The 26380-nt window shown below is 60.3% G+C and carries 16 protein-coding genes; 9 read left to right on the forward strand and 7 right to left on the reverse strand.

The genetic code is table 11. The annotated features are described in order from the left end of the window. Positions 1-12: 12 nt before the first annotated feature. Together ACLK1G_RS01590 and ACLK1G_RS01595 are read right to left on the reverse strand one after the other, a co-directional pair. Positions 13-1041, reverse strand: a complete 1029-nt coding sequence (locus tag ACLK1G_RS01590; RefSeq protein WP_420763799.1) for an alpha/beta hydrolase — start codon at positions 1039-1041, stop codon at positions 13-15. A gap of 24 nt (positions 1042-1065) precedes the next feature. After that, positions 1066-1407, reverse strand: coding sequence for a cyclophilin-like fold protein (locus tag ACLK1G_RS01595; RefSeq protein ID WP_420763800.1), 342 nt, complete (start codon positions 1405-1407; stop codon positions 1066-1068). Between the two features lie 230 nt (positions 1408-1637). Between ACLK1G_RS01595 and ACLK1G_RS01600 the strand changes: the two genes are divergently transcribed. Continuing rightward, on the forward strand, positions 1638-2528 hold the full coding sequence (locus tag ACLK1G_RS01600; RefSeq protein WP_420763801.1) for a LysR family transcriptional regulator: 891 nt from the start codon (positions 1638-1640) through the stop codon (positions 2526-2528). A gap of 248 nt (positions 2529-2776) precedes the next feature. On the opposite strand, the gene ACLK1G_RS01605 is transcribed toward ACLK1G_RS01600, so the two are convergent. Genes ACLK1G_RS01605 through ACLK1G_RS01615 form a run of 3 tightly spaced genes read right to left on the reverse strand, consistent with a single transcriptional unit; the run spans position 2777 to position 7486 of the window. Beyond that, positions 2777-3307: a hypothetical protein gene (locus ACLK1G_RS01605; RefSeq protein ID WP_420763802.1), complete on the reverse strand. Its 531-nt coding sequence runs from the start codon at positions 3305-3307 to the stop codon at positions 2777-2779. Then, positions 3294-5984, reverse strand: a complete 2691-nt coding sequence (locus ACLK1G_RS01610; RefSeq protein WP_420763803.1) for an RHS repeat-associated core domain-containing protein — start codon at positions 5982-5984, stop codon at positions 3294-3296. Before ACLK1G_RS01610 ends, ACLK1G_RS01605 begins: the two co-directional genes overlap by 14 nt. 17 nt (positions 5985-6001) lie before the next feature. After that, complete coding sequence (locus ACLK1G_RS01615) at positions 6002-7486, reverse strand: DUF6531 domain-containing protein (RefSeq protein ID WP_420763804.1); 1485 nt, start codon at positions 7484-7486, stop codon at positions 6002-6004. 450 nt (positions 7487-7936) lie between these two features. Between ACLK1G_RS01615 and ACLK1G_RS01620 the strand changes: the two genes are divergently transcribed. From ACLK1G_RS01620 to ACLK1G_RS01635, 4 genes are read left to right on the forward strand one after another with little or no spacing between them, the layout of a single operon-like run. Further along, positions 7937-8419, forward strand: a complete 483-nt coding sequence (locus ACLK1G_RS01620) for a formate dehydrogenase subunit gamma (protein ID WP_420763805.1) — start codon at positions 7937-7939, stop codon at positions 8417-8419. Then, positions 8413-9972 carry a formate dehydrogenase beta subunit gene (locus ACLK1G_RS01625; RefSeq protein ID WP_420763806.1) on the forward strand — a complete coding sequence of 520 codons (1560 nt, stop codon included), beginning with the start codon at positions 8413-8415 and terminating at the stop codon, positions 9970-9972. Before ACLK1G_RS01620 ends, ACLK1G_RS01625 begins: the two co-directional genes overlap by 7 nt. After that, the gene (gene fdhF / locus ACLK1G_RS01630) at positions 9969-12845 is read left to right on the forward strand and encodes a formate dehydrogenase subunit alpha (RefSeq protein WP_420763807.1); all 2877 of its coding nucleotides are present in this window, start codon (positions 9969-9971) and stop codon (positions 12843-12845) included. The genes ACLK1G_RS01625 and fdhF overlap by 4 nt, the downstream gene beginning before the upstream one ends. Continuing rightward, positions 12842-13063, forward strand: a complete 222-nt coding sequence (locus ACLK1G_RS01635) for a formate dehydrogenase subunit delta (RefSeq protein ID WP_420763808.1) — start codon at positions 12842-12844, stop codon at positions 13061-13063. Before fdhF ends, ACLK1G_RS01635 begins: the two co-directional genes overlap by 4 nt. 900 nt (positions 13064-13963) lie before the next feature. Here ACLK1G_RS01635 and ACLK1G_RS01640 read toward each other — a convergent pair. Beyond that, on the reverse strand, positions 13964-15103 hold the full coding sequence (locus ACLK1G_RS01640; RefSeq protein WP_420763809.1) for an epoxide hydrolase family protein: 1140 nt from the start codon (positions 15101-15103) through the stop codon (positions 13964-13966). Between the two features lie 146 nt (positions 15104-15249). Between ACLK1G_RS01640 and tspO the strand changes: the two genes are divergently transcribed. From tspO to ACLK1G_RS01660, 4 genes are all read left to right on the forward strand, one after another. Next, complete coding sequence (gene tspO, locus ACLK1G_RS01645; RefSeq protein ID WP_420763810.1) at positions 15250-15690, forward strand: tryptophan-rich sensory protein TspO; 441 nt, start codon at positions 15250-15252, stop codon at positions 15688-15690. 213 nt (positions 15691-15903) lie between these two features. Further along, on the forward strand, positions 15904-17625 hold the full coding sequence (locus tag ACLK1G_RS01650) for a type I secretion system permease/ATPase (protein WP_420763811.1): 1722 nt from the start codon (positions 15904-15906) through the stop codon (positions 17623-17625). Next, positions 17618-18988: an HlyD family type I secretion periplasmic adaptor subunit gene (locus ACLK1G_RS01655; RefSeq protein WP_420763812.1), complete on the forward strand. Its 1371-nt coding sequence runs from the start codon at positions 17618-17620 to the stop codon at positions 18986-18988. The genes ACLK1G_RS01650 and ACLK1G_RS01655 overlap by 8 nt, the downstream gene beginning before the upstream one ends. Before the next feature lie 2 nt (positions 18989-18990). Then, positions 18991-20340 carry a TolC family outer membrane protein gene (locus ACLK1G_RS01660; RefSeq protein WP_420763813.1) on the forward strand — a complete coding sequence of 450 codons (1350 nt, stop codon included), beginning with the start codon at positions 18991-18993 and terminating at the stop codon, positions 20338-20340. Between the two features lie 193 nt (positions 20341-20533). Here the strand turns inward: ACLK1G_RS01660 and ACLK1G_RS01665 are convergent, their stop codons facing one another. After that, entirely contained in the window at positions 20534-26146 is a 5613-nt protein-coding gene (locus ACLK1G_RS01665) for a putative Ig domain-containing protein (protein ID WP_420763814.1), read from the reverse strand. Positions 26147-26380: the final 234 nt, after the last annotated feature.

A 26380-nucleotide genomic window follows, 5' to 3' on the forward strand; every position in this document is an offset into this window, starting at 1 on the left:
GGGGGCGCGTCGTCACTTCAGATTGCTCTGGAAGAAACTCGTCAACTTATCGAAAGGAATCAGATCGACCCGATCATAAAGATCCACATGCCCGGCCCCAGGGATGATCACCAGTTCCTTGGGCTGGCCGGCAAGTTTATAGGCCTCTTCGCTGAACTCCCTGGAGTGGGCATCGGCGCCGGCAATGAAGAGCATCGGATGAGGTGAAATGGTCTCGATGTCATTGAGCGGGTAGAAGTTCATGAACTTGATGTTGCTGGTGAGCGTGGGGTGCGTAGTCAAGTCCCTGGACGAGCCGGATGGCGTGAACTCGCCGCGTGGGGTGCGGTAGAAGTCGAAGAATTCGCGTTGGATAGGGTGGGTGTTTTCATCCAGCTTGTGCACCGTACCGCTGGTGTACAGCGTTTCACCGCCGGCGAACTCGACGTTACGCTGCTGCGTTGCCTGAGCGATGATGGCTCGGCGTTGATCGAGCGTCTGGGAATGCTTCAACCCGTTGCGATTGACGCCGCCCATGTCATACATGCTCACGGTGGCGATGGCCTTCATGCGCGGGTCGATCTTGGCGGCACTGATCACGAAGCTGCCGCTGCCACAGATACCGAGGGCGCCAATCCGTTCCTTGTCGACGAAAGGTTGGGCACTGAGATAGTCCACCGCCGCGCTGAAGTCCTCGGCGTAGATATCCGGCGAGACCGCGTTGCGTGGCCGACCCTCGCTTTCGCCCCAGAACGACAGGTCGAGAGAGAGGGTCACGAAGCCTTTTTCCGCCATCTTCGTCGCATCTAGATTCGCGCTCTGTTCCTTCACCGCGCCCATTGGATGGCCCACGACAATTGCCGGATTGCTTGTCTTGCCGTTGAGTTTTTTCGGGATGAACAGGTTGCCTGCCACCTTCATCTGGTACTGGTTCCTGAAGCTGACCTTTTTCACGGTCACTTCGTCGCTGGTGTAGAAATTGTCTGCGCCGTTGGACATATCGGCTCCTATCGCTGAAAGAGACATGACGAAAAGCGTTAATAGGACGAGGATCTTTTTCATGGGTGGACCTGTCGATGGGGGTTATCAATCGTGGGAGAACGTCACTCGCACGGTGCCTGGGCCCAATGCCTGAGCGAGTCCCGAGGTGTCGTTCACGTGACCGAGGCGCGTATAGGCGTAGGTCGAGTCGAAATCCTTGTAGAACACGACCAGGGTGTCCTTGCCGTACAGCATCAGGTCGCCGTTGCGGATGGTTCCCGGCCTGCTCGCCGTGGCGGGCAGCGTTTGGGGGAGGGTGGCGTATTTCTCGTTGCGATTGAGATCGCTCATCTCCAGTGCCAGTGGCGATAGCGCGACAAACCTCTGGGCAGCGGCGTTGTCAGCCACGGTAATGGCGAAACGCTGTGCACCGACGGTCATCCACATTGCCGTTTGCTCCGTGAGGGAAGATGCCAACGCAGCACCGTTGAGCGTTGCGTGGTTGCCAAGTACGAGCATGGCCAGCGGCAACACAAGCCGGCCCGACCTTATCGCCGTTGTGCAGGGGTTCTTTTTCATAGGGGCCATGGTGACCTGCGCACAGTAAAGCGACTAGCTAATGAATGCTTAACAAGGCTATAAGCAAAGCTAATCAAACTGCTTGAAGTGCTTTCGCCATGGTCAAAAGAAATCTCAACGATCTGCTGTCTTTCGTCACCGTGGCGAGGGAGGGCAGTTTCACCCGGGCTGCCGGCGCATTGGGCGTCACCCAATCGGCGCTGAGCCAGGCGATCAGTGGTCTGGAGGCACGCCTGCAGATCCGCCTGCTCACGCGCACCACCCGCAGCGTGTCGCCGACCATCGCGGGGGAGCGCCTGCTGCAGGCCATCGGCAATCGTTTCGATGAGATCGAAGCCGAGCTGGCTATGCTCACGGAAATGCGTGACAAGCCCGCAGGCATTGTTCGCATCACCTGCGGCGACCACGTCTTGCGCACCACTTTGCTGCCGAAACTGACTGGGTTGCTGCATGACTATCCGGACATCAACGTTGAATTTGACGTCAGTTACGGCTTTCGTGACATCGTCGCGGACCGTTTCGATGCCGGGGTACGCTTGGGCGACACCATCGACAAGGACATGGTGGCAGTGCCGATAGGTCCTGAATTGCGAATGGCTGCGGTGGCTGCGCCTGGTTACTTCGACACCCGCGCCATTCCCAAGAGCCCCCGCGACCTGCTCGGCCATCGCTGTATCAACCAGCGCATGCCGACTTCTGGCGGGCTTTATGTCTGGGATTTCGAGCGGCGCGGCAAGCAGGTCAACGTCCGAGTAGACGGCCAGCTCATCTTCAATACCTCGACCCACATCGTTGACGCCGCGTTGGCCGGACTGGGCATTGCCTACCTGCCCGAAGAGGAATTCGAACCGCACCTGGAGGCGGGCCGGCTGGTGCGCGTACTGGAGGATTGGTGCCCGCCATTTCCAGGCTACTATCTGTACTATCCCAGCCGACGGCAGCCTTCGCCTGCCTTTACCCTGGTTGCGAATGCATTGCGCAACGTCTGAGAGTAAAACGCTACGCCAGTCAGCCGGAACCTATGCATCGTCTCAAGCGGGGTAGATCGATAGGTCATTTCGGCGCGAGTGTTTTGGTCAGGATGTGTTGCTTTTGTGGCGAGACGGGAGTCCTTTTTTCGTGGAGATCTGTGGGCTGATAAGAACTGCTGTTGCACTGAAACCGGGCGCTCCAATACCTCTAAAGAAACGTTACGGCTTGGAGAAAGCCGTAACGTTAGTGACTCATATACTAGTTCTTATGAGAATCTCGATATCCACCAAGTGATATAGGCTTCGAGGTGATTGTTTGACCATGATATGTATTTCAACCCTTGGTGGTTGGTCAGGTGTTTTATAGTCAGCGCCTCGGATTTACTTGCTGGATACCTTTCAAATACCGTATCTGAAGCTTTTGGGAAGTAGGAAATGGCAAATAATCGTCCATTTATAAAGCTGAATTGCGCAGATCCAGTATCGTTGTCTATTTTATAGTTGGATACTTCAAATATTTTTAAAGAAAATTTTTTTCGTAGAAGGCCGCTGTTCTTTTCTGAGCTTTCTAGGATTACTGGCTTATAGCCTTCCGCCTCAAGAAAACTCAATGTCTGATCAACAAGGCTGCAGCTATTTAAGTTGTTTGTTAGCAGAGGTGGAGTGCCCTCGCAAGCAAGTTCAATGTTTACGGGTTCTTTGTATCTGAGTTGAAAGGCAGCAAAAAATACAACCGCTAGAGCAACCAATACTGCTGTTCTTTTCGATATTTTAAGAATGATGTTAATAGTATGCACCTTCAGAGCTTGCCTCTGTCCTTAAAATTCCATTGTTAAGAAATGTCATGCAGCTTTGGGGACAGTTTTCTGGGGGGGTGTTGCCCTTGGCTGCGCATATACCTGCTTGGTTGTTAAAATCATCCATGGCTCTTTCGCTGGGATTTTGTCCAAAATTGGATATTTCATTTGCCCAGCCTGCGAACTGGCTTACTGTTTCTCCCCAGTTCGATGAGGCGATCATGCAGGATGCAACACAATGTCTATACGCATCTTGAGGCCCATTGTGCATGCCAGGTAATTTACTATTTTGCGCTTCGGTTTCAGCTTTTGTGGACCACTCAAAAATAGATTCCAAGCCTAATGGGTCAACCTGTTTTAGCGGATTGCCATTTACATAGCTGTAGGTGTTCAGTCCACCCGCCAACCCAATCGGATCACTCTGCACATAGCGTCCAGTTTTCGGGTCGTAATCACGAAAATAGTTATAGTGGAGTCCAGTCTCGACATCGTAGTACTGACCGGGAAAGCGCAGATTGATCTCCAGTTGTCCGCTGGCTTCCTTTGTACCAAATGCATCGGAAGCCCATTCCCATACCTTGGTCCGCGCTGCGTTCGTTGCGATTCGAGGTGTGTTGAGGTGATCGCTATGGAGGTAGAACGGGGTGCTGTTTGCTGGCGCGCCTGTTGCGCCGTAGCTCATACTGATCCCGCCCAAGGGCACCCCTTCGAGCCAGATATAGAACTGACTTTTCAGCTTCTTGCCTTGCTTATCGAATAAATGCTCGCCAAGGAGTTCGCCATTTAATCCGTAGATGAACGTTGTCGTGCCTTGAGAGGTGATTTTCTGGCTGCGTTGGCCGAGAGCGTTGTAGCGGAACCGAGCCTTGATAACCCCCTTGATTTTCACTTTGCTCAGGCGATTCTGCTCGTCGTAGGAAAACTGACGATTGGCGCGGTCTGCGGTCAGGTTGCCTGCCGCGTCGAAGTCTACCGAGTGGGTGCCTGCCTGCGTCAACCGATTGTTGCTCGCCCCATACTGATAAGACGTGCCAGCGGTGATACGCAACTCGCCGTCAATCAAAGTGCTGAGCGCTTTTCGGGTGCGGTTCCCCGCCGGATCATAAACGTATGTCATCCGGTTGAAAGCGGTAGATTCCCCTATCAGGCGATCCAGTGAGTCATAGCTGTAGCCATGGTTGTCGACTGAGTCGCGTTGCAATTGAGTCATGTTTCCCTGGCCGTCGTAAGTATAGGTCTTGCTCTGGCCGGCAACGGTTTGAGCGGTCAGCCGGTAGTCCAGATCGTAGGTACGTTGAAGCGTAGCCCCGTTGGCCCAGGTCAGGTTTTTAAGCGGACCGAAAGGTTGATACGTGATGTGACTGGCAAATGCGGTTGGCTGCCCTGTGCCGCGCCGGATCTGCACTTGGCTGATTTGTCCTGCGGTGTTGCGTGAGTAGACGATGGCAAAATCCGCCGGATAGTCGATGCTGCTCAATCGATTGGCGACATCGTATCCATAGCCGATTTGTTCTGGCTGAGTGGCTGTGTTTGCAGGCGCTGTTTGCCGCTGGGCTGTAACGTTGCCTTGGGCGTCGTAGGTGTAATTCAGCACCCCGTTGACATCCTCCACGGCTGTCAGTCGGCCGATGCCTTTGTTACCAGCGGCAATCGAATCGTAGTGGAACTGAACGTCCAATGCCGGGTTCGTCGAATAGCGGCGGGCGGTCAGGCGATTGAGCGCATCGTAGGTAAAAGTCGTGACCACACCACGCGCGTCCACCTGTTGCGTCACGTTGCCTGCGGCATCGTGCTGGTAGTGAGTGGCGCCGCTGTCAGGGCTGTTCACCCGCGTCAGGTTTCCCAGGCCGTCGTATTGATATTGAGTGGTCACACCACGTGGGTCGCGGACTTGCGTGAGGTTATGTTGAACGTCGTACTCAAGTTGAGTGATGCCATTAAGTGGGTCAGTATTCGTCACCAATCGGTTCAGTGAGTCAAAGGCCCGTTGGTGACTGTGATTGCGGGGGTTGGTCAGCGCGATGGGATTATCGTTGAGGTCGTACTGTGCCAGGCTTGTCTGGCCGGCCGCACCCACTGAGCGCAGCAAGCGCCCCAGTTCGTCATACACCCATTGATGTTGTTTGGTCAGATTACCCGTCTTGTCCTTGATCCGTACCGCAGTCCGGTTCCCCATCGGATCGAGATCAAATTCGATCTGTTCCCCTGCGTTATTGGTCACTCGAATAAGCCGTCGTGCATCGTCCCAGGTGTAAGTCGACCAGCTCTTGTCTGCGCGAATTATCTTGATGACGTCCCCCACGGCGTTGTGTTCGAGGCGAACAGTGCCGGTAGCGGTACTCAACGACTTCATCCAGCCTTGTGGGGCATAAGTCAGGTTTGTAATAACACCATTGGAATCGACAACTGTCTTAGGGTAGCCAGCGACGTCGAACTTGGAAAATGCGGTGGTATGCCCAAGCGCGTTGATAACGCGTGCCAGACGTCCTTTGGCATCGTATTCATAGCGGGTAATGTCACTTACATCTGTTCGGGGGCCATCTGACGACTCCAGCTGCCCCTGGGTATTATAGGTGAACGACCAGCCACGTTCGGCAGCTTGGCAATGAGGAAGGGTGGTAATGGTTCCGCCCAAAGCGAGAGCGAACAGAGCCACCCTGCATGTCCATGTGTTCATATTCAGATCCTTCTGAATTAACGTGAAATGATTGTTTTACTGAGCTGCCGCCCTTGAGAGTCGTAGGTGTATTGAATGGAGCGATCCGGTTCGTTGATGCGCACTGGGGAATACAGCGTCGGGTGCCATTCGGTGGTGGTCGTTTTCGCTTGAGAAGTGCCGCTCGCCTCCGTTCGAGAGGTTTCCAGGCCACGGTCGTTGTAGATATAAGTGGTTATATTGCCATTGTTGTCTGTATTTTTTGTCAGCAGACCGTGGGTGTCGTAGGTGAAAGTTGAGTTGCTGTTGGGACAGTTTGCTGAAGGAAGACCCGCAATCGATTTGATACGTTTGACGCCTTGAATCAATTCAAATTGATATCGGGTTTTTTTACCCAGTGCGTTGATTACCGTTGATGATCCATCAGGGTTGTAGTGGACTGAGATGTTTTCTATGCCGGCTGCGTGTTCACTCGTAACGGCCCGCCCTTGATCATCATAACTCCATGTTGCATAACGTACCCCGCGCGCATCAATAACGCCGGTCAGCAGCCTGCTATCTTTCGGGTCTTCGTAGATGTATTGTTTATTCTCTGTGTGGGTCGGATAGGCGCTGGTCATGGAAGTCAGTTGTTTGTATTTGTTGTAGGTATAGACAATTTTTACGCTGTTCGTAGTCAAGGTAAGAGGTTGTTTGAATGTGTCCTCGGTGAATTGTAAGGTGTTGCCAGAACTATCGGTGACGGTCGCAACGTTGCTTAAATAGCCAATGTTCAGCGCGCGACCTGATTTGATAAGCGCGATTAATCTTCCGCTGCTATCAAATTCAAGAGAACGATCATTGTGGGCCTGGTAGTTCCACCGGTCCGACTGATATACGAGCCTTCCTGTTTCGGGTGGCCTAGCCTCATAAGACGTTCCCTTTTTATCAAAAAAGGATCGACTTCCATCATGATGAACTAGCGTGATCAAGTTTTCTTCGAGGCTGAGCCTGGATGAATAGCTATGCCGCCATACTCCGTCAACGCTTCTGTAGACTCTTGAAAAGTGGAGTGGGTTTGCGCTTGGGTGTGAATGCACACTTGAGTAATCGTTTTCTTTTTGTATTTTGTAACCTGTCGCGAAATTTATTGGATTTCCCGCCAGGCTCAGGGGGCAGCCACTGTCGACGCCTTGAGTCTCGCATTGGCCTGAAGTCTTATTGAATTGTTGGCTTTCGATGCAAGTGTTGCCGCTGCGGAAAATGGATACCGCGCCATAAGAATCGTTTAAGGGATCCTTGCCATATATCATGTGGCAATGCCAGATGTGATCGTCCTCCGTTGCCGCCGCTGGTGTGTAATTCCAGATTTCGCCATATTCTTTATGTAACCATCTACAAGCCAATTCCGGCGAGGGCTGTCGCTCTTGCAGGTGTTCCGGGAATTGCTCAATCGTCCAGTAATACTCTTCTGCCAACGTATTGAAGCTTGCCGTAAGTGACGTAAGCAAAAAGAAGTGCGTAAAAAGTTGTTTGCATGGCATTCCAGGGTCCTTCTGGTATCAGATTGTTGTTCTCCTAAAGGATGGCGGGATTGATCGCTGTGAAACGATACATATATAGGGTGTTTGTTACTTCATGTTGTGATCCAGCAAAGCAGCCGCCACGCTGACAGTCAGGAAAACGGCCAATAGCCACCGATCGCTGTGCGTCGCCTACAATCATTTGTGCATTTGACCTCCTGTGGGCGCAGGACAACTTTTCACGCCTGGTCGCTTTCAGAACACGTTTAGTCGTCCATGTGCAATCGCCACCCCCCGGGAGTGGCAAGCTGTGAAGATGCCCCGGACCCAGTGCGCCAAAGACACTTGGCCGGCGAGCAAGAATGGCGATCGGATTTGCCACGTAACCGTGACGTGGGCCGCACGCCGCAGCCAAGACTCCGAACGGCCACCGCCACGCGGCGCTGTCGTTCGAGATGCCGAGGTACGTTTATGCCTGATGAGACGCTTCACCTGCCTCTGATTCACGACGTGCTGGCGCGCAAGAAGGACACCCCCGGTGCCTTGTTGCCCATCCTCCATGCCATCCAGGAAGGGTGCGGGTACGTTCCCGACACCGCCGTCCCTGAAATCGCCCATGCCCTCAACCTCAGCCAGGCTGAAGTGCGCGGGGTGATCAGCTTCTACCATGACTTTCGCACAACGCCACCGGCGCGCCACACCCTGCGCCTGTGCCGGGCGGAGTCGTGCCAGAGCATGGGGGCCGAGGGGCTGGCTGCGCAGTTGCGCGAACAGCTTTCGCTGGATGACCACGGCACCAGCGCCGATGGAGCGATCAGCCTGCGACCCGTCTATTGCCTGGGCGCCTGCGTCTGTTCGCCGGCCCTGGAGCTGGACGGGGAACTGCATGCGCGGCTGACCCCGGAGCGCCTGCGCCAATTGGTGAATGGCTGCCTGGAGGATGGCCCATGCTGACCCTCTGCATTCCCCGTGATTCAGTGGCCCGCGCCGTCGGTGCGGACAAGGTGGCCGATGCGCTGGTCCGCGAGGCCGAGCGGCGTCAATTGCCATTGCAGGTGTTGCGCACCAGTTCCCGTGGGCTTTATTGGCTGGAACCGTTGGTGGAGCTGGACACACCTGAAGGACGCTTGGGTTTTGGCCCAGTCACGGCCCAGGACGTACCGGGCCTGCTCGACGCGCTGGCGGGTGATCCTGGTAGCCATCCATCGGCATTGGGATTGGTTGAGCACATTCCCTACCTCAAGAGCCAGCAACGCCTGTTATTTGCCCGTGCCGGCATCACTCAACCTTTGTCCCTCGATGACTACCGCGCCCAGGGCGGGTTCCTTGGCCTGGCCCGGGCGATCCAGACGGACGGCGCCGAGGTGGTGGCGCAAGTGCTCGACTCTGGCCTGCGAGGCCGGGGTGGGGCGGCTTTCCCGGCGGGCATCAAGTGGCGCACCGTGCGCGACGCTCCGGGGCCGCAGAAGTACGTGGTATGCAATGCCGACGAAGGCGACTCCGGCACCTTTGCCGACCGCATGCTGATGGAAGGCGACCCGTTCCTGCTGATCGAAGGCATGATCATCGCCGGCATCGCCGTCGGCGCGACTATGGGTTACATCTACGTGCGCTCGGAATACCCCGACGCCGTCAGCACCTTGAACGAAGCACTGCGCATCGCCCGCGAGGCCGGTTACCTGGGGACCGATGTGGGCGGCAGCGGTCGCGCCTTCGAGCTTGAAGTCCGGGTTGGCGCCGGCGCCTATATCTGTGGTGAGGAAACGGCGCTGCTCGAATCCCTCGAAGGCAAGCGCGGCACGGTGCGCGCCAAGCCGCCGCTGCCGGCATTGCAGGGCCTGTTTGGCTTGCCGACGCTGGTGCACAACGTGGTGACGCTGGCCTCGGTGCCGGTGATCCTGGAGAAGGGCGCGCAGTTCTATCGCGATTTCGGCATGGGTCGTTCCCTGGGAACCATGCCGTTTCAATTGGCCGGCAACGTTCGCCGTGGCGGCCTGGTTGAGAGAGCGTTCGGCCTGAGCCTGCGCGAATTGGTGGAAGAATATGGCGGCGGCACCGCCAGCGGTCGTCCGCTGAAGGCCGCGCAAGTCGGCGGGCCGTTGGGCGCCTGGGTGCCACCGGCGCAGTTCGACACGCCATTGGACTACGAGGCGTTCGCCGCCATGGGCGCAATGCTCGGCCACGGTGGCGTGGTGGTCGCCGATGACAGCCTGGACATGGCCAGGATGGCCCGGTTTGCCTTGCAATTCTGCGCCGAGGAATCCTGCGGCAAGTGCACGCCGTGCCGCATCGGCTCGACCCGTGGCGTCGAGGTGGTGGATCGCCTGCTCGCCAGCACCGATGCCCATGCCCGTCAGGACCAGGCGCTGTTGCTGCAAGACCTGTGCGACACGCTGCAATACGGCTCGCTTTGTGCCCTCGGTGGGATGACGTCCTACCCCGTCGCCAGCGCCCTCAAGCATTTCCCCGCCGACTTCGGTCTGGCGACCTCGGAGGCCGACCAATGATCACCATTTTCGATCCAGCCAGCGACATCGACCTGGGCACCCCGGCCCGCGAAAGCGACGTGCAGGTCAGCCTGACCATCGACGGGCGCGAAATCAGGGTTCCGTCCGGCACCTCGGTGATGCGCGCGGCGGCCCTGGTCGGCACCACCATCCCCAAACTGTGCGCCACCGACAGCATGGAAGCCTTCGGCTCCTGCCGCATGTGCCTGGTGGAAATCGATGGCATGCGCGGCTATCCGGCCTCGTGCACGACGCCGGTGACCGACGGCATGGTGGTCCGCACGCAGACGTCCAAGCTCGCCACGCTGCGCCGCAATGTGATGGAACTGTACATTTCCGATCACCCGCTGGACTGCCTGACATGCCCGGCCAACGGCAACTGCGAACTGCAGACCGTGGCGGGGCAGGTGGGTTTGCGTGAGGTGCGCTACGGCTACGAAGGGGCCAATCACCTGGCCGAAGCCAAGGATGTGTCCAACCCGTATTTCGATTACGACCCGAGCAAGTGCATCGTCTGCAGTCGCTGCGTGCGCGCCTGCGAGGAAATCCAAGGCACCTTCGCCCTGACCATCAGCGGGCGCGGCTTCGACTCCCGAGTAGAAGCGGCTGGCGGCGAGAATTTCCTCGATTCCGAATGCGTGTCCTGCGGCGCCTGCGTCCAGGCCTGCCCGACGGCCACACTGATCGACAAAAGCGTCGTGGAGATCGGCCAGCCGGAACGCAGCGTTGTCACCACCTGCGCCTATTGCGGCGTGGGTTGTTCGTTCCGCGCCGAGATGAAAGGCGAACAACTGGTGCGCATGGTCCCGGACAAGAACGGCCAGGCCAACCACGGCCACTCCTGCGTCAAGGGCCGCTTCGCCTGGGGCTACGCCACGCACCCGGACCGCATCACCAAGCCGATGATCCGCAAGCACATCAGCGACCCGTGGCAGGAAGTCAGCTGGGATGAGGCGATCACCTACGCCGCCAGCGAACTGCGGCGCATCCAGCTCAAGTACGGGCGCGATTCCATCGGCGGCATCACCTCCAGCCGTTGCACTAACGAAGAAACCTACCTGGTGCAGAAACTGGTGCGCACCGCGTTCGGCAACAACAACGTCGACACCTGCGCGCGGGTCTGCCATTCGCCGACCGGCTATGGCCTCAAGCAAACCTTGGGCGAGTCCGCCGGCACGCAGAATTTCGACTCGGTGATGAAGGCCGACGTCATCCTGGTGATGGGCGCCAACCCTACCGATGCACACCCGGTGTTCGGCTCCCAGCTCAAGCGTCGCTTGCGCCAGGGCGCACGTCTGATTGTCATCGACCCACGGCGCATCGACCTGGTGGATTCACCCCACGCCCGCGCCGAGCTGCATTTGCAACTGCGTCCAGGCACCAACGTGGCGATGCTCAACGCGCTGGCCCATGTGATCGCCACCGAGGGTTTGATTGACCAACCCTTTGTCGAGGCCCGTTGCGAGGCGACGGATTTCGCTCGCTGGCGCGATTTCGTCAGCCTGCCGGAAAATGCCCCCGAAGTCCTCGGCCCTGTCTGCGGCGTGCCTGCCGAGCAGATCCGCGCCGCCGCAAGGGTCTACGCCACGGGCGGCAACGCGGCCATCTACTATGGCCTCGGCGTCACCGAACACAGCCAGGGCAGCACGTCGGTGATGGGCATTGCCAACCTGGCCATGGCCACCGGCAATATCGGTCGCGAAGGCGTCGGGGTGAACCCGTTGCGTGGGCAGAACAACGTCCAGGGCTCTTGCGACATGGGCTCCTTTCCCCACGAACTGCCCGGCTACCGGCACATCTCCAACGAAACGGTGCGCGCCCAGTTCGAACAGGCTTGGAACGTGACCCTGCAACCCGATCCGGGCCTGCGCATCCCGAACATGTTCGAGGCGGCGCTGGACGGGACCTTCAAGGCGCTTTATTGCCAAGGCGAAGACATCGCCCAGAGCGACCCCAATACTCAGCACGTCACCGCGGCCCTGACCGCCCTTGAATGCGTGATCGTCCAGGACATCTTCCTCAACGAAACGGCCAAGTTCGCCCACGTGTTCCTGCCGGGCAGCTCGTTTCTGGAAAAGGATGGCACCTTCACCAATGCCGAGCGCCGCATTTCCCGCGTGCGCAAAGTGATGGAGCCGTTGGCCGGCAAGGCCGATTGGGAAGCCACCGTCGCCCTGGCCGATGCCCTGGGCTACAAAATGGACTACCGCCATCCCTCGGAAATCATGGATGAAATCGCCCGTTTGACGCCGACCTTCAGCCGCGTCAGCTACACCGAACTGGAGCGTCATGGCAGCCTGCAATGGCCGTGCAACGACGCCGCGCCGGACGGCACGCCGACCATGCACATGGAGGCGTTCGTGCGGGGCAAAGGGCGTTTCATGCTCACCGGCTACGTGCCCACCGACGAGAAGGTCAACGGCCGTTATCCGCTATTGCTGACCACCGGGCGCATCCTCAGCCAGTACAACGTCGGCGCCCAGACCCGGCGCACCGACAACGTCGCCTGGCACGAGGAAGATCGCCTGGAAATCCACCCGACCGACGCCGAGAATCGCGGTATCGCCGAAGACGATTGGGTCGGCATCAGCAGCCGCGCCGGGCAGACCGTGCTGCGGGCCAAGGTCACCGAGCGGGTGGCGCCGGGCGTGGTCTACACCACGTTCCACTTCCCCGAATCCGGCGCCAACGTGATCACCACCGACAACTCCGACTGGGCCACCAACTGCCCGGAATACAAAGTCACGGCGGTGGAAATCGTGCGGGTCAGCCAGCCTTCGGAATGGCAGAAGCGGTATCAGGCCTTCAGCGACGAACAACGCCGCTTGCTCAAGGAACGCCGTCAAGGGGAAAAGGCCGAGGTGCGTCGATGAGCGCTCAGAACCTGATCAAAATGGCCAACGAGATCGCCCGGTATTTCGCCACCGAGCCTGACCACGCCCTGGCGGTGAACGGCGTTCGGCAGCACATCAAGAACTTCTGGACACCAGGCATGCGCCGGGACCTGGGGGCTTGGCAGGAGAAATATCCGGATGCGGTGCTGCATCCATTGGTGTTGGCGTCGCTGAAAGAGCCGGAGGAGACGGCCTGACGCAACCCCGACGGGAGCAAGCAATCCCCGTGGCGAGGGAGCTTGCTCCCGCTCGGTGGCGCAGCCGCCGCAAAACCGGGCGCTGCGGTGTACCTGAAGAAATGCAGTCGCTGATTTGGGGCCGCTTCGCAGCCCAGCGGGAGCAAGCTCCCTCGCCACGGGTGCAACGCTGCTTGGTCACGCCCGACGCGAAACCTGTGGGAGCGAGCTTGCTCGCGATGACATTCGATCAATCAATATTTTCACTGGCTGACACGGCGCCATCGCGAGCAAGCTCGCACACAGTGCTGTTTGCTTCGAGATCGCGTCGTTCGATAACGCCGAATACGTCCATCGCCCCCAGCCCCCACAACCGACCTGTAGAACGCCCCCATCCCCGTGGCGAGGGAGCTTGCTCCCGCTCGGTGGCGCAGCCGCCGCAAAACCGGGCGCTGCGGTGTGTCTGGAGGAATGGAAGCGCTGATGTGGGGCCGCTTCGCAGCCCAGCGGGAGCAAGCTCCCTCGCCACGGGGTGCAACGCTGCTTAGTCACAGGCCCGACGCGAAACCTGTGGGAGCGAGCTTGCTCGCGATGACATTCGATCAATCAATATTTTCACTGGCTGACACGGCGCCATCGCGAGCAAGCTCGCTCCCACAGTGCTGTTTGCTTCGAGATCGCGTCGTTCGATAACGCCGAATACGTCCATCGCCCCCAGCCCTACAACCGACCTGTAGAACGCCCCCATCCCCGTGGCGAGGGAGCTTGCTCCCGCTCGGTGGCGCAGCCGCCGCAAAACCGAGCGCTGCGGTGTGCCTGAAGAAATGCAGTCGCTGATGTGGGGCCGCTACGCAGCCCAGCGGGAGCAAGCTCCCTCGCCAGGGGTCGTCATTTCCTACGAGGTTTTCGGACCGCCTTGGCTTATCGCAAGTCCCGGAAAAATGCCCGAATATCCTCCGCCAACAACTCGGGCTGCTCCAACGCCGCAAAGTGACCGCCCCGGGGCATCTGTGTCCAACGCTGAACGTTGTAGCCTCGCTCCACCCAGCTTCGTGGTGGCAGCGGCAACTCCCTGGGAAACAGCGCGACCCCCAACGGCGGCTTTATTCGCTCACCGCTGGCAAGCACCAGAGGCCGGCGACTGCCTTCCACATACGGGCGAAACGACGAGCCAATGCAGTTGGTCAGCCAATAAAGCGTCACATTGGTCAGCAGCCATTCGCGATCGATGGGGGCGCTCGGATCGCACCACGACAGAATCTTTTCGCCCATCCAGGCCAGCAATCCCGCAGGCGAGTCGTTCAAGCCCACGGCCAGGCTTTGCGGCTTGGTGCGCTGGATGTGCGCATAGGCACCTTCGGTTTCGCTGAAGGCCGCGGCGCGTTGCAGGAATGCGGTTTCCTCTTCGCTCAGAGGCGGGTCGGTTTCGCCCAGGGGCGGGCGGTACGCGCCGGGAATGTAGTTGAGGTGGATGCCGGTCAGACGCTCGGCAAAGCGCACGCCCAACCAACTGGTGACAGCCGCGCCGACATCGCCGCCCTGGGCACCGAACCGCTCGTAACCCAGCCCGGTCATCAGCTCGCTCCATAACCCGGCCACTTCATAAGGCCCGCACCCGGTTTGCATGAACGGCGCCGAAAAGGTGTAGCCCGGCAAGGACGGTACCACCACATCAAAAGCATCGGCCGGGTCGCCGCCATGGCTGGCGGGGTCCGTCAGCAGATCGATGATGCGCTGCATCTCGATGTACGAGCCGGGCCAGCCATGGGTGAGCACAAGGGGCATGGGATTGGGCCCGATCCCGCGCTGATGGACGAAGTGAATCTCTTGCTCGCCCAACGTGGCGACGAAGTGCGGCAGGCGATTGAGCGCCGCTTCCTGGGCCCGCCAGTCGAAGTTTGTCGACCATTGGGCGAGCAGATCGCGCAGCATGTCCGCGTCCATGCCTTCGCTCCAGCCCACGCCGGCCAAGGGCTCTGGCAACCGGGTGCGACGCAGCCGATCATGCAAGTCGTCAAGCGCGCTGTCGGGGACGGCGATGGAGAAAGGTCGGACTAACATGTTTTGCTCCAGACGGGTGGTTTATTGAATTTATCAGACCGCCGTCGAGTCTTTGAAAAATGGACACCGCAACGGATCGGCGACCAGTCGCTGCCTGCCGACGTATTCCATTACCTCAGACAGCTGACACCAGCTAAGGACGGACAATGACCTTCTTTATTTTTCTCATCGCCTGCTGTGCTGCTGCGAGTACTGGCGTCATTTTCAAACCGGGCCAATGGTACGAATCCCTCGTCAAACCCAGCTTCACACCGCCCAACTGGATGTTCCCGGTGGCCTGGTCGATTATTTACCTGCTGCTTGCCTGGGCAGGGTACCGCTTGAGCCTGATACCGGGAAGCCAGTTGGTGTTGGCTTTATGGGCGGCGCAAATTGCGCTCAACACGTTATGGACGCCGGTGTTTTTCGGGGCGCATCAGATTCTCGCCGGCATGGTGATCATCGCGTTGCTCTGGCTCGTGGTGGCGGCGATGGTGGTGTTGGCACTGCGTTTGGACGTGATCACCGGTTTGATCCTGTTTCCGTACCTGGCGTGGCTGTGTGTGGCTGCTGCGCTGAACTTTTCCATTCTGCGCAGCAACCGATGATGGTTGGAGTCCAGATGGAGCGCATCTAATTCCGTCATCCCGCCCTGGCACTAACTCCCTATTACGTTGTCAGTACATGGCGTCCGTAGGGCCGACGTTCGGCTCATATAGCGACAATGTCAGCTACATGACGCCCTTTTTTTGACGCCTTCGGGGCAAAGACTCGCATGGATTTCGCGGGGACCGTTATTTCCTTTTGCGGGTTGACACTCTATGGGTTTTTTTCTCGATCCACGGCATGACATTGATGCCGCTTTGTTAAGTTATCGCCGTGTATTCTGGTCCCTGGCCTTGTTCAGCGGCGTGATCAATCTGCTGGTGCTGGTGCCGTCGCTCTACATGATGCAGGTCTACGACCGGGTCCTGACCAGTCGCAACGAAACCACCCTGGTCATGCTCACCTTGATCGCCCTTGGGCTGTTCATGTTCAGTGCGTTGATCGAGTGGGTGCGCGGCGAGGTGATGATCCGCATGAGCGCCGGGCTGGACGACGCCTTGGGCGAGCGGATTTTCGATGCGGCGTTTGCCCGCAGCCTGCGCGAGCACAACGCCAACCCGGCACAAGTGCTTACCGATCTTGCCACCTTGCGACAGCTGATTACCGGCCAGGGCCTGATCGCCTTGCTCGATGCGCCGTGGCTGCCGATCTTCCTGCTGGTGGCGTTCATCTTTCACCCTTGGTTCGGCGTATTGACGCTGGTGCTCGCCGTATTGCTGATCGGCCTGGCGCTGTGGGGCGAGTTGGCGACCCGTTCGCGCCTGGGAGAGGCCAATCGACTGGGCGTGCAGTCCTCGGTCTACGTCAACAGCACATTGCACAACGCCGAGGTCATCCAGGCCCTGGGCATGCTCGGGCCGCTGCGCCAGCGCTGGAGCCTGCTGCAACAACGGATCATCGCCGCGCAGGCCCACGCCAGCGACCGCGGGGCGCGCATCACCTCGGCGACGCGATTCGTGCGGATTTCCGGTCAGTCCCTCGCTTTGGGATTGGGCGCGCTGCTGGTGCTGGAGGGGCAGCTCTCGGCGGGGATGATGATCGCCATGTCGCTGCTGCTGGGACGTGCCCTGGCTCCGGTGGAAATCGCCATCGGCTCGTGGAAGCAATTCAACAGCGGCCGCCAGAGTTACCAGCGCCTGAGCCAACTGCTCGCGCAACATCCACGCGATCGCTTGCGCATGCCGCTGCCACCGCCCACCGGCGCGCTGCGCCTGGAGCAGTTGTACGTCGGACCGCCCGGGGCATCACAGCCGATTCTGCGGGGCATCAATTTCAGCCTCGGCAAGGGCGAAGTGCTCGCGGTGGTTGGTCCCAGTGCCAGCGGCAAATCGACTCTGGCTCGCGCGTTGGTTGGCGTGTGGCCGGCCATGGGCGGATCGGTGCGCCTGGACGATGCCGAGATCAGCCAGTGGTCCCATGACGCGCTGGGGCCATACCTGGGCTATCTGCCCCAGGACATCGAACTGTTCGATGGCAGCGTCGCCGACAACATCGCCCGTTTCGGCGAGCAGGACGCCGACAAAATCATCGCCGCCAGCCGTCAAGCGGGCATTCACGAAATGATTCTCAGGTTTCCCAAGGGCTACGACACACCGTTGGGCCCTGGCGGGCTTGGCCTGTCTGGCGGTCAGAAGCAACGCCTGGGCCTGGCGCGCGCGCTGTATGGCAGCCCGTCCGTGATCGTGCTCGACGAGCCCAACTCCAACCTCGATGAAGCCGGTGAACTGGCGCTGGTGCAGGCCATCGGCGTCCTCAAGGCCGCCGGCAGCACCGTGGTGTTGATCACCCATCGGCCCAACGTGCTGGCGGTGGTCGATCACATCCTCGTGTTGAAGGACGGCACTCAACAAGCGTTCGGCCCTCGGGACCGGGTGCTCAAGGCGCTGATGCCGGGGCCGCGGCCGGCCGCTGTGCGGGAGGCAGGCAAGGATGCGTGATTTGAAATCGGCCACACCGGCCCACGGCGAGCATGGCCTGAGCGTGCTCAGCAGCGACACATTGCCCACCGCGAGCACCGATGCGGGCGGGGCGGCGCGCTACGGCGTGGTTTTCCTGGCCCTGACCCTTGGCGGCTTTCTGCTTTGGGCCTGCCTGGCGCCACTCGACCAGGGCGTGGTGGGCAGCGGCACCGTGGTAGTGGCGGGGGAGCGCAAAGCGGTGCAGTCGCTGGTGGGGGGCGTGGTGGAAAAACTGTTGGTCAGTGATGGCGATCGTGTCAGCCAGGGGCAGTTGCTGGTGCAGCTCAACACGGTGCAGGCGCAATCGCAGTTGGACGTGACCCTGGGCAAGCTGCTCAACGACCGCAGCATCGAGGCGCGGTTGATGGCCGAGCGCCTGGGCGCCGATGAAATCCAATGGCCGCAACAATTGCTGGAGCGCGCCGATGAGCCACGTGTCAAGGCGGCCATGGCCCTGCAGAGTCAGCTGTTCATGACCCGGCGTGCCGAACTGGGCAGCCGCCTGAAGATCATCGAGCATGAAATCGGCGCCTTGCAGCAACAACTGCAGGGCTACGAAGGGGTCAAGCGCAACTACGATGCGCAAATGCGCTTCCAGCAACAGGAACTCGAAGGTTTGCGCGAGCTCGCCCGGGAAGGCTACGTGCCGCGCAACAAACTTTTCGAGGCCGAGCGAAACGCGGCGCAACTGGCCGGACAGATCGCTTCGGGCATCGGCGACGTCGGGCGCACCCGCCAGGCCATCAACGAAAGTCGCCTCAAGGCCTTGCAGGCGCAGCAGGAGTTTCGCCGCGATGCCGAAACCCAGCTCAGCGAGGTTTCGGCCGAAGCCGCTGCCTATGCCGATCAGATCCGCGCCCTGCAGTTCGAAGTCGATAACGGTGCCATCCGCGCGCCGGTGGCGGGCCAGGTCATGGACATGTCGATCCACACCGTGGGCGGCGTCGCCCAGGCCGGGCAAACGTTGATGCAAGTGGTGCCGTTGGACGCACCGATGGCGATCACCGCGCGGTTCGATCCGTTGATGGCCAACAAGCTCACCCCCGGATTGCCGGTGCATGTGCATTTCACCGCCCTGCAGCGGGTGGATACGCCGACTGTGACCGGCACGGTCACCACCGTGTCGGCGGACCAACTGATCGATCAGCAGACCCACCAGCCGTACTTCTCCGCCAAGGTGGAAATTCCCGCCGAGACAGTCGTCGCGCTGCAAGGCGCCGGTTTGCTGGTGCGGCCCGGCATGCTCGCCGACGTCACCGTCGTGACCGGTGAACGCACCTTGATGAACTACCTGATGAAACCATTGCGCGAACGCTTGCTGGCTGCCTTCAAAGAGGAATGAGCATGACCGACCGTTGCCGTTACGGCGTCCGTGTGCTGTTGAGCCTGTACACCAGTTGGGCGGTGATCGGCCCCGCCTGGGCGGCGGAGGGCGGGCTGAGCCTGACTGCCGCGTACGATGCCTCGCGGCTCAATGACCCGACCTTGCAGACCGCGACCCACGCCTACGACGCGTCCCGGCAGGAAGAAGCGATTGGGCGTGGCGGGCTTTATCCGCAGGTCTCGCTGTCCTCGCGGTATGGGTATGGCGGGCGTACCGATGGCGGCGACGACAGCAGTTATGTGAACAGCAACGACTACCAAGCGAACAGCGTGACGCTGGCGGCGCAACAGCCGCTGTATGACAAGGGGCGCTGGGCGGCTTATCAGGAAGGCAAGGCCCGCGGCGTGCTCGGTAGCCAACAATTCGACGTGGCCGGCCAAGCCTTGTTCGACCGGGTCGCCAAGGGCTATTTCGATGTGGCCCGGGCCGAGAATGAATTGAAGTTGATCGCCCAGCAGAAGACCGCCATTCGTGGCTTGGTCATCCAAAGCAAAAAGCTCTATGAAGGCGGCCAGGGGGCAATCACCGACATCGACGAGGCCCAGGCCCGGCTCGATCTGGTGGAGGCCCAGGAAACCGAAGCCCAGGCCCGCCGCGTGGCCGCGCTGCGGGCACTGTCGGGGCGGGCGAGCGTGCCCATCGAGGACATCCAGCCGATGCGCGAAGAATTGCCTGCCGGCAGCCCCATCCCGCCGGAGCAGGATTTGCCGTACTGGACGGCAATCGCTCGCGAGGCCAGCCCCGAACTGGCCGCGCGGCTGGCGGCGGTGAAAGTCGCCGAGGCCCAGGCCGACAGTCAGCGCGCCGGGCATTACCCGACGTTGTCGTTGACCACGCAGTTGACGCGCCGGGAAACCCGCCAGTACCAAGAGCTCGACCCGCGCCAGGACACCTATTACGTCGGTGTGCAGCTGGACATCCCCTTGTATCGCGGCGGCGCGGTGCGCGCTTCGGTGGCCAAGGCCGAGGCACAACTGGCCGGAGCCCAGTCCGACTATGACGTGCAGCGTCAGGAGCTGGCTGAGTCCATCGAGACCGATTACCTGGGCGTGGTGGCGGGGTTCGCCAAGAGCAGGGCCATGCTACGGGCGGTGGAGTCCAATCAGCGCGCGCTGACGTCAACGGAAAAAGGCTTCCAGGGCGGCGTGCGCTCGACGGTCGACATCCTCGACGCCCAGCAACGGCTGTTCCAGGCGCGCCGGGACCTGCTCGACACCAAGCTCGACATGCTCCAAAGCTACGTAAGCCTGCACACCCACACCGGCCAGATGAACCGTGCGGTGCTGGAGCAGGTGCAAAGTCTGTTCTGAAGTCGTGGCGCTGTGGTGGCGAGGGAGCTTGCTCCCGCTGGGCCGCGAAGCGGCCCCAAAGCAAACTACTGCGGTGTGTCAGGCAAATTCCGTGTTGCCTTTTTAGGGCCGCTACGCGGCCCAGCGGGAGCAAGCTCCCTCGCCACAAAGGCAGGTGAGTACAAGGGCTGCAAAGCAGCCCCTATAAGCTCAATCAGGCAGTGAAGTCGCTGGCATGCAGCTCCTTGACGCCCACCAGGGAGAGTTCGAACTCGGCGGTGGCGTCGGAGTCGACGCTGCCGTAGAGGATGCCGTCGACAAAGCGCAATTGGCCGGTGGCGTTGGTGGTGTCAAAGGCGTTGCTGCCAATGAAGGTGAACGCATCGAGGTTGGCGGTCAGCGGGTTGGCGTCCAGGCCGGTGAAGTCCAGCTTGTCCATCTCCGTGCTCTTGAAGCCGTTGATCACGTCCCGTGCCGCCCCGACGCCCATGTCAGACAGCGCGCCAAACGCATAGGTGTCCGCGCCGGTGCCGCCGGTGAGGTTATCGGTGCCCGCACCGCCAATCAGCCGATCATCGCCCGAGCCGCCCACCAGGGTGTCGTTGCCGGCGCCGCCGTCGAGGATGTTTCCAGCGCTGTTGCCCGACAATGTGTCGGCGTAGGCGCTACCGGTCAGGTTTTCGATGAACTTCAAGGTGTCCAGCCCGGAGCCCGCGGTGTTTTGCTGGGCAGAGGTCGAGAGGTTCACGGTGACCCCGGCCAGGGCTCGGTCGTAGGACACGGTGTCGTTACCATCACGCCCGTCGAGGATGTTGTCGCCGGCACCGGCGAACAAGGTGTTGGCCAGCGCGTTACCCGTCCCGTTGGCGACGCCGGGGCTGTCGACGTAGAGGTTCTCCACGTTGTTGCCCAAGGTGTAGGCGGCGAGGCTACTGCGGACGCTGTCGATACCACCGGTCACCGGATTGCTGCTTTTCTCGATGACGGTATCGCTGGCATTGTCGACGTAGTAGGTGTCGTCGCCGTCGCCACCGCTCATGCTGTCGGCTCCCGCAGCGCCATTGAGCACGTTGTTGGCGACGTTGCCGGTGATGAAATTTCGCCGATCGTTACCGGTGCCGTCGATGTCCGAAACGCCGGTCAGCACCAGGTTTTCCAGGTTGGCGCCCAGTGTCCAACTGACCGAAGCCTGTACCGTATCGATCTGCGCGGTCGAGGTGTTGGTTTCCACGACGCTGTCGAACGCGTTGTCGACGACGTAGATATCGTTGCCATCGCCACCGGTCAACGTGTCGGCGCCCAGGTCGCCGTTCAGAGTATCGTTGCCCGAGCTGCCCACCAGCGTATCGTCCTGGTCGGTGCCGGAAATCATCCCGCCCTCATTCTGCGCGCCGTCGAAAATGTCCTGCACGCTGTTGTTGTCGTTGGGGTTGCCCTGGAAGCCGAGGTCATTGGCGATGTAGTCGGCCAGGCGCTGGCCGGCGATCTCCGCTGATTCCTCGTGCAGGTGCCAGACGTCGTCGGGGTAGACCAGCGGGTCCACTTCATAACGCAAGGGCAGGTCGTTGGGGTCCACCGCCAGTTTCACATCGGCACGCTCGGCGGCGATGGCTTCCTGGACGGCGCGAACGTAGCCCACACCCTCGACGATGGAGGCGATTTTTTCCTCCGAGTAGCCACGGGCGCGCGCGGCGTCCTGCTGGTAGTGGCCGGTCTCCATCATGTACACGTTGAAGTCACCGAATTCGGCGTGCAGGTAATCGAAGACCTTCAAGGTTGCCGCCTTATAAGCTGCGGCGGCGGCCGCCTTGTCCGTGGAGCGGGCGATTTCCTGGGCGGCTTCTTCGCCTTGGCCCCAGATGATGCCCATGGTCACGTTATCGATGGACTTCAGTTCGGTGAGCTGGTCACGCAGCAACGTCACGGCGCGCAACAGCGCCGGCCCCGGTTGATTGGTATCGGTCAGCCACCAGCACAACTTCAGCTCCTCGGCGCCCAGCGTCGACAAGCCGTTGACCGTGCTGCCGCCGACGGCGATGTCAATGCCGTTGCCATCGGCATCGTCGAACTGGCTGCGTACGTCGTAGGTGGTGTACTTGCTCAGATCGTTGACCAGCATCGAGGTGCCGGATTGATCGTCGTCTTCGCTCATGCGCAGCAGGCGTGCGTTGGATTGGCCAAGAGTCGGCAGGTAGAGGATGTCTTGCTGAGCGCGTTCGCCAAAGACGAAATCGTCGGCGGTGAGGGTGTTGAGGTAGTTGCCGTTCAGGGCGATTTCGAAGCGATTGCCATCGGCGTCGGCCTGGCTGGATTTGACGTAGGTCTTGTCGCCCGCCGCGTTCAGGGTCATGTAGAGCGTGCCGTTGTTGCCGTCGCCCAGACCAAGGAAGCCCAGCCCGGAGACGTCGATCTTGTCCACGCCAACGGTGAAGTCATAGATCGTGTCCGTGGCGGTCACGCCGCCGGTGTCGTAATCCCGGTAGCTGTCGGCCAGGTTGTTGTAGCGGAACGTGTCGGCGCCGTCGCCGCCATACAACGAGTCGCGTCCGGCGCCGCCGTCAATGATGTCCGCGCCGGTGCCGGCCTTTATGGTGTCGTTGCCGCCGAGGCCGAGGATCAGGTCGGCGCCTGCCGTGCCGTTGAGGCTTTCGGCGTTGGCGGTACCGGTAATGGTGTTGGCCGGCGCATCGGCGACCACCAGGGCGAAGTTGTCGCTGACCGAGGCGCCCGAGGGGTCGGTGGCCTTGACCAGCACGTCGTAGTTACCAGCGGCGGCGGTGGTGGGCGTGCCGCTGAACGTCAGGTTGGCGGCGTTGAACGTCAGCCACGAAGGCAGGGCGTTGCCGTTGGCGAGGGTCGCGGTGTAGGTCAGCACATCCTGGTTGGCGTCGCTGAAGCTGTTGCTGGCCACGGTGTATTTGAACGGCGTGCTTTCGCTGGCGTTCTGGTCCAGAAGTGGGATGACCACCACCGGCGCGACGTTCGTCGGAGTGTTCTGGTCGGCAAAGACAAAATGATTGGCGGTCAGGCTGCTGACCAGGTTGCCGGCCATCGAGATTTCGAAGCGGTTGCCGTTGGCATCGACCGTGAGGTCCTTGAGGTAGGTGCGGTTGGTCGATGCACTGTAAGTGACTTGCAGCGTGCCATTGAGCCCGTTGCCCAGGCCCGTATAACCGAGAGCCGCGACGTCGATCTTGTCGGCGGCCACGTCGAAATCGAGGATCTGGTCACTGGCGCTGGTGGAACTGGTGCGGTAGCTGTCGAGCTTGGACGTATAGCGGAATACGTCGGCGCCCGTGCCACCGGTCAGTTTGTCCACGCCGGTGCCGCCCACCAGGACATCGTTGCCGGCGGCGCCATTGAGGGTGTCGTTGCCCGCACCGCCGAAAATCTGCTCGTTGGCGACGGTGCCGGTCAAGGTGTCGTTGTTCGGCGTGCCGTTGATCACCACGGACGAGGGCACGTCTTGTACGGCCAGGGTAAAGCTGTCGCTGACGGTGGCGTTGCTGCCATCGGTTGCGGTGACCTGGATCGAGTAAGTGCCCGACGCCGTGTCGGGAGGCGTGCCGCTGAAGGTGCGCGTGGCGGCATCGAACGTCAGCCAGCTGGGAAGGGCGCTGCCGTCGGCCAGCTTGGCGGTGTAGCTGAGGCTGTCATTGTCCGGATCGTTGAAGCTGGTGGCCGGGACCACATAATTGAAAGGTGTCTTTTCGGTTGCGTTCTGATCCAGCAATGGCGTGGCTACCACCGGCGCCTGGTTAATGGGCGAGGACGTGGCGAAGACGAAATTGGCATTGGTCAGCTTATTGAGGTAATTGCCGTCCAGCGCTACCTCGAACCGATTGCCGTTGGCGTCTGCCTCCAAGGACTTGATGTAGGTCTTGGTGCCGGCGCTGTTGAGCACCAGGTAGACGGTGTTGTTCTTGCCGTCGCCAAGGCCGGTGAAGCCCATGGCGGAAAGGTCGATCTTGTCGGCGGCGATGTCGAAGTCGGTGATCAGGTCTCCCAGATTCGCGCCGCCGGTGTTGTAGTTGCGGTAGCTGTCGAGTCGGTTGGCGAACACAAAGGTGTCTGCCCCGGCGCCACCGGTGAGGGTGTCCATGCCTGCGCCGCCGTCGAGCTTGTCGGCGCCCGCGCCACCACTGAGGCTGTCGTTGCCCGCCAGGCCGAGCAGGGTGTCCGCCGCATCGCTGCCCTGCAACGAGTCGCTGCCGGTGGTGCCGGTGATCACCCGGTTGAAGATGAAATTATCTGCCGTCAAAGTACTCGCCAGGTTGCCTGAGAGAATCAGCTCGAAGCGATTGCCGCTGGCATCGGCGTCGTAGTCCTTGATGTAGGTGCGGTTGCTGCTGGCGTTGTAGCTGACCTGCAGGGTGCCGCCACGGCCATTGCCCAGGCCGGTGAAGCCGAGATCGGCGAGGTCGATCTTGTCCTGGGTCACGTCGAAGTCGGTGATGGTGTCGTCGAAGCTCGCCGTTGCGTTGCGGTAGCTGTCGGACTGGCTGGTGAAACGGAATGTATCGGCGCCCGTGCCGCCGGTGAGTTTGTCGACGCCCGCGCCGCCCACCAGAATGTCGCTTCCGGCCGCGCCGTTGATGGTGTCGTTGCCCGCCGCCCCAAAGAAGATCTCGCTGGCGCTGGTGCCGGTGAGTGTGTCGTTGCCGGCCGTACCCTGCACGGTGGTCATCGGCACCGTGGCGCTGACGTAGCTGCCATCGCCATAGACCAGCGTGGCGCCCTTGCTGGTGTGGCTGATGGTGTTGGCGATGATGGCGTTGCGATCGGTGCCGTCTTCGTTGCGCTCGGCGACGCCGTAGGTGGACAGGTTGCTGCCGCTGATGATGTTGCCCTGGATCAGGTTGTCGCTGCCGTTGAAGTACTTGCCGGACACCCCGAGCGTATCGTCGTAGGACTGGATGATCACTTCCGGCACCGCGCTGCCCAGCGCGTTGTTGTTCAGCGTGTTGTCCAGTACCTCGACATGGTTGCTGCCATAGATGCGGACACCGGCGCCGTTGTTGTCATGGATGTCGACCCCGGTCACGGTTACGTCGCTGGACAGCTTGATCAGCACGCCTTCAGCGCCGTTGCCGTACATCTCGCCACCGGTGATGGTGATGTTGCTGGGGGAGGGGATGTCTTCACTGCCGCGCTGCACCACGATGCCGTTGCCGCCGTTGTTGTAAGCGACGTTGTTGGTCATGGTGAAATCGTGGGTACTGGTGACAACGTTGAAACCGTGGCGGTCGTTGTCGTAGGCAACGTTGTTTTCGAAGGTGCTGTCGCTGAGGAAGTCGGCGACGAATCCGTCCAGGCCGTTGCCGTGGGACACGCTGTTCTTGATAACCATGTTGACGGTTTGCTCGTGGGGGTCGAAGCCATACCCGGAGCAATCCTTGATCTCGACGCTGTCGAGGGTGACGTTGGAGTCGTAGCCTTCTTCGCCGGGGATATACCCGTTGAACCAGCCGTCCACCTTGCCGGTGGTGGCGTCGCGGTTGCCGTCGATGGTGAGGTTGCTGACCCCGAAATCATGGGTTTCTTCGCCATAGGCTGAGCGGATGATGCCGGTGATCTTGGCATCGGAGCCATCGACCAATTTCACCGTGGTGTCGCCCATGCCGTCGCCGTACAGGTAAACGTTGCTCTTGAGCATCAGGCAGCCGTCGGAGGGTTCCTCGCCCCCTGACACGATGTAAGTGCCCGTCGGCATGTACACCTGGCCCCCGCCCGCGGCAGCTGCCGCATCAATTGCACTTTGAATGGCCGCCGTGTCGTCAGTGACGCCATCTCCTTTGGCGCCAAAATTTTGTACGTTGAAAATCATGGACTTATCTCCATATCAGGTTAAGAACCTCGGTATCTGCCAATATTCCATCAGCGACCACGGAGTTATGACCGGAGTAAGTGAAAAAGTTGCGTCCGCATATCGGTGGAGTGTCAAAAAACTGATAAACGGTTGTTGGTGGGTTTGATGTGTAACGTTTAATTGACGCTTTTGAGCGCCGTATCAGAGCTGTGGGAGTTCGATCGCGATAGCGGTGTACCCGTTACCTTTGAT

Source organism: Pseudomonas algeriensis (genome assembly GCF_048847255.1).
Classification (GTDB): domain Bacteria; phylum Pseudomonadota; class Gammaproteobacteria; order Pseudomonadales; family Pseudomonadaceae; genus Aquipseudomonas.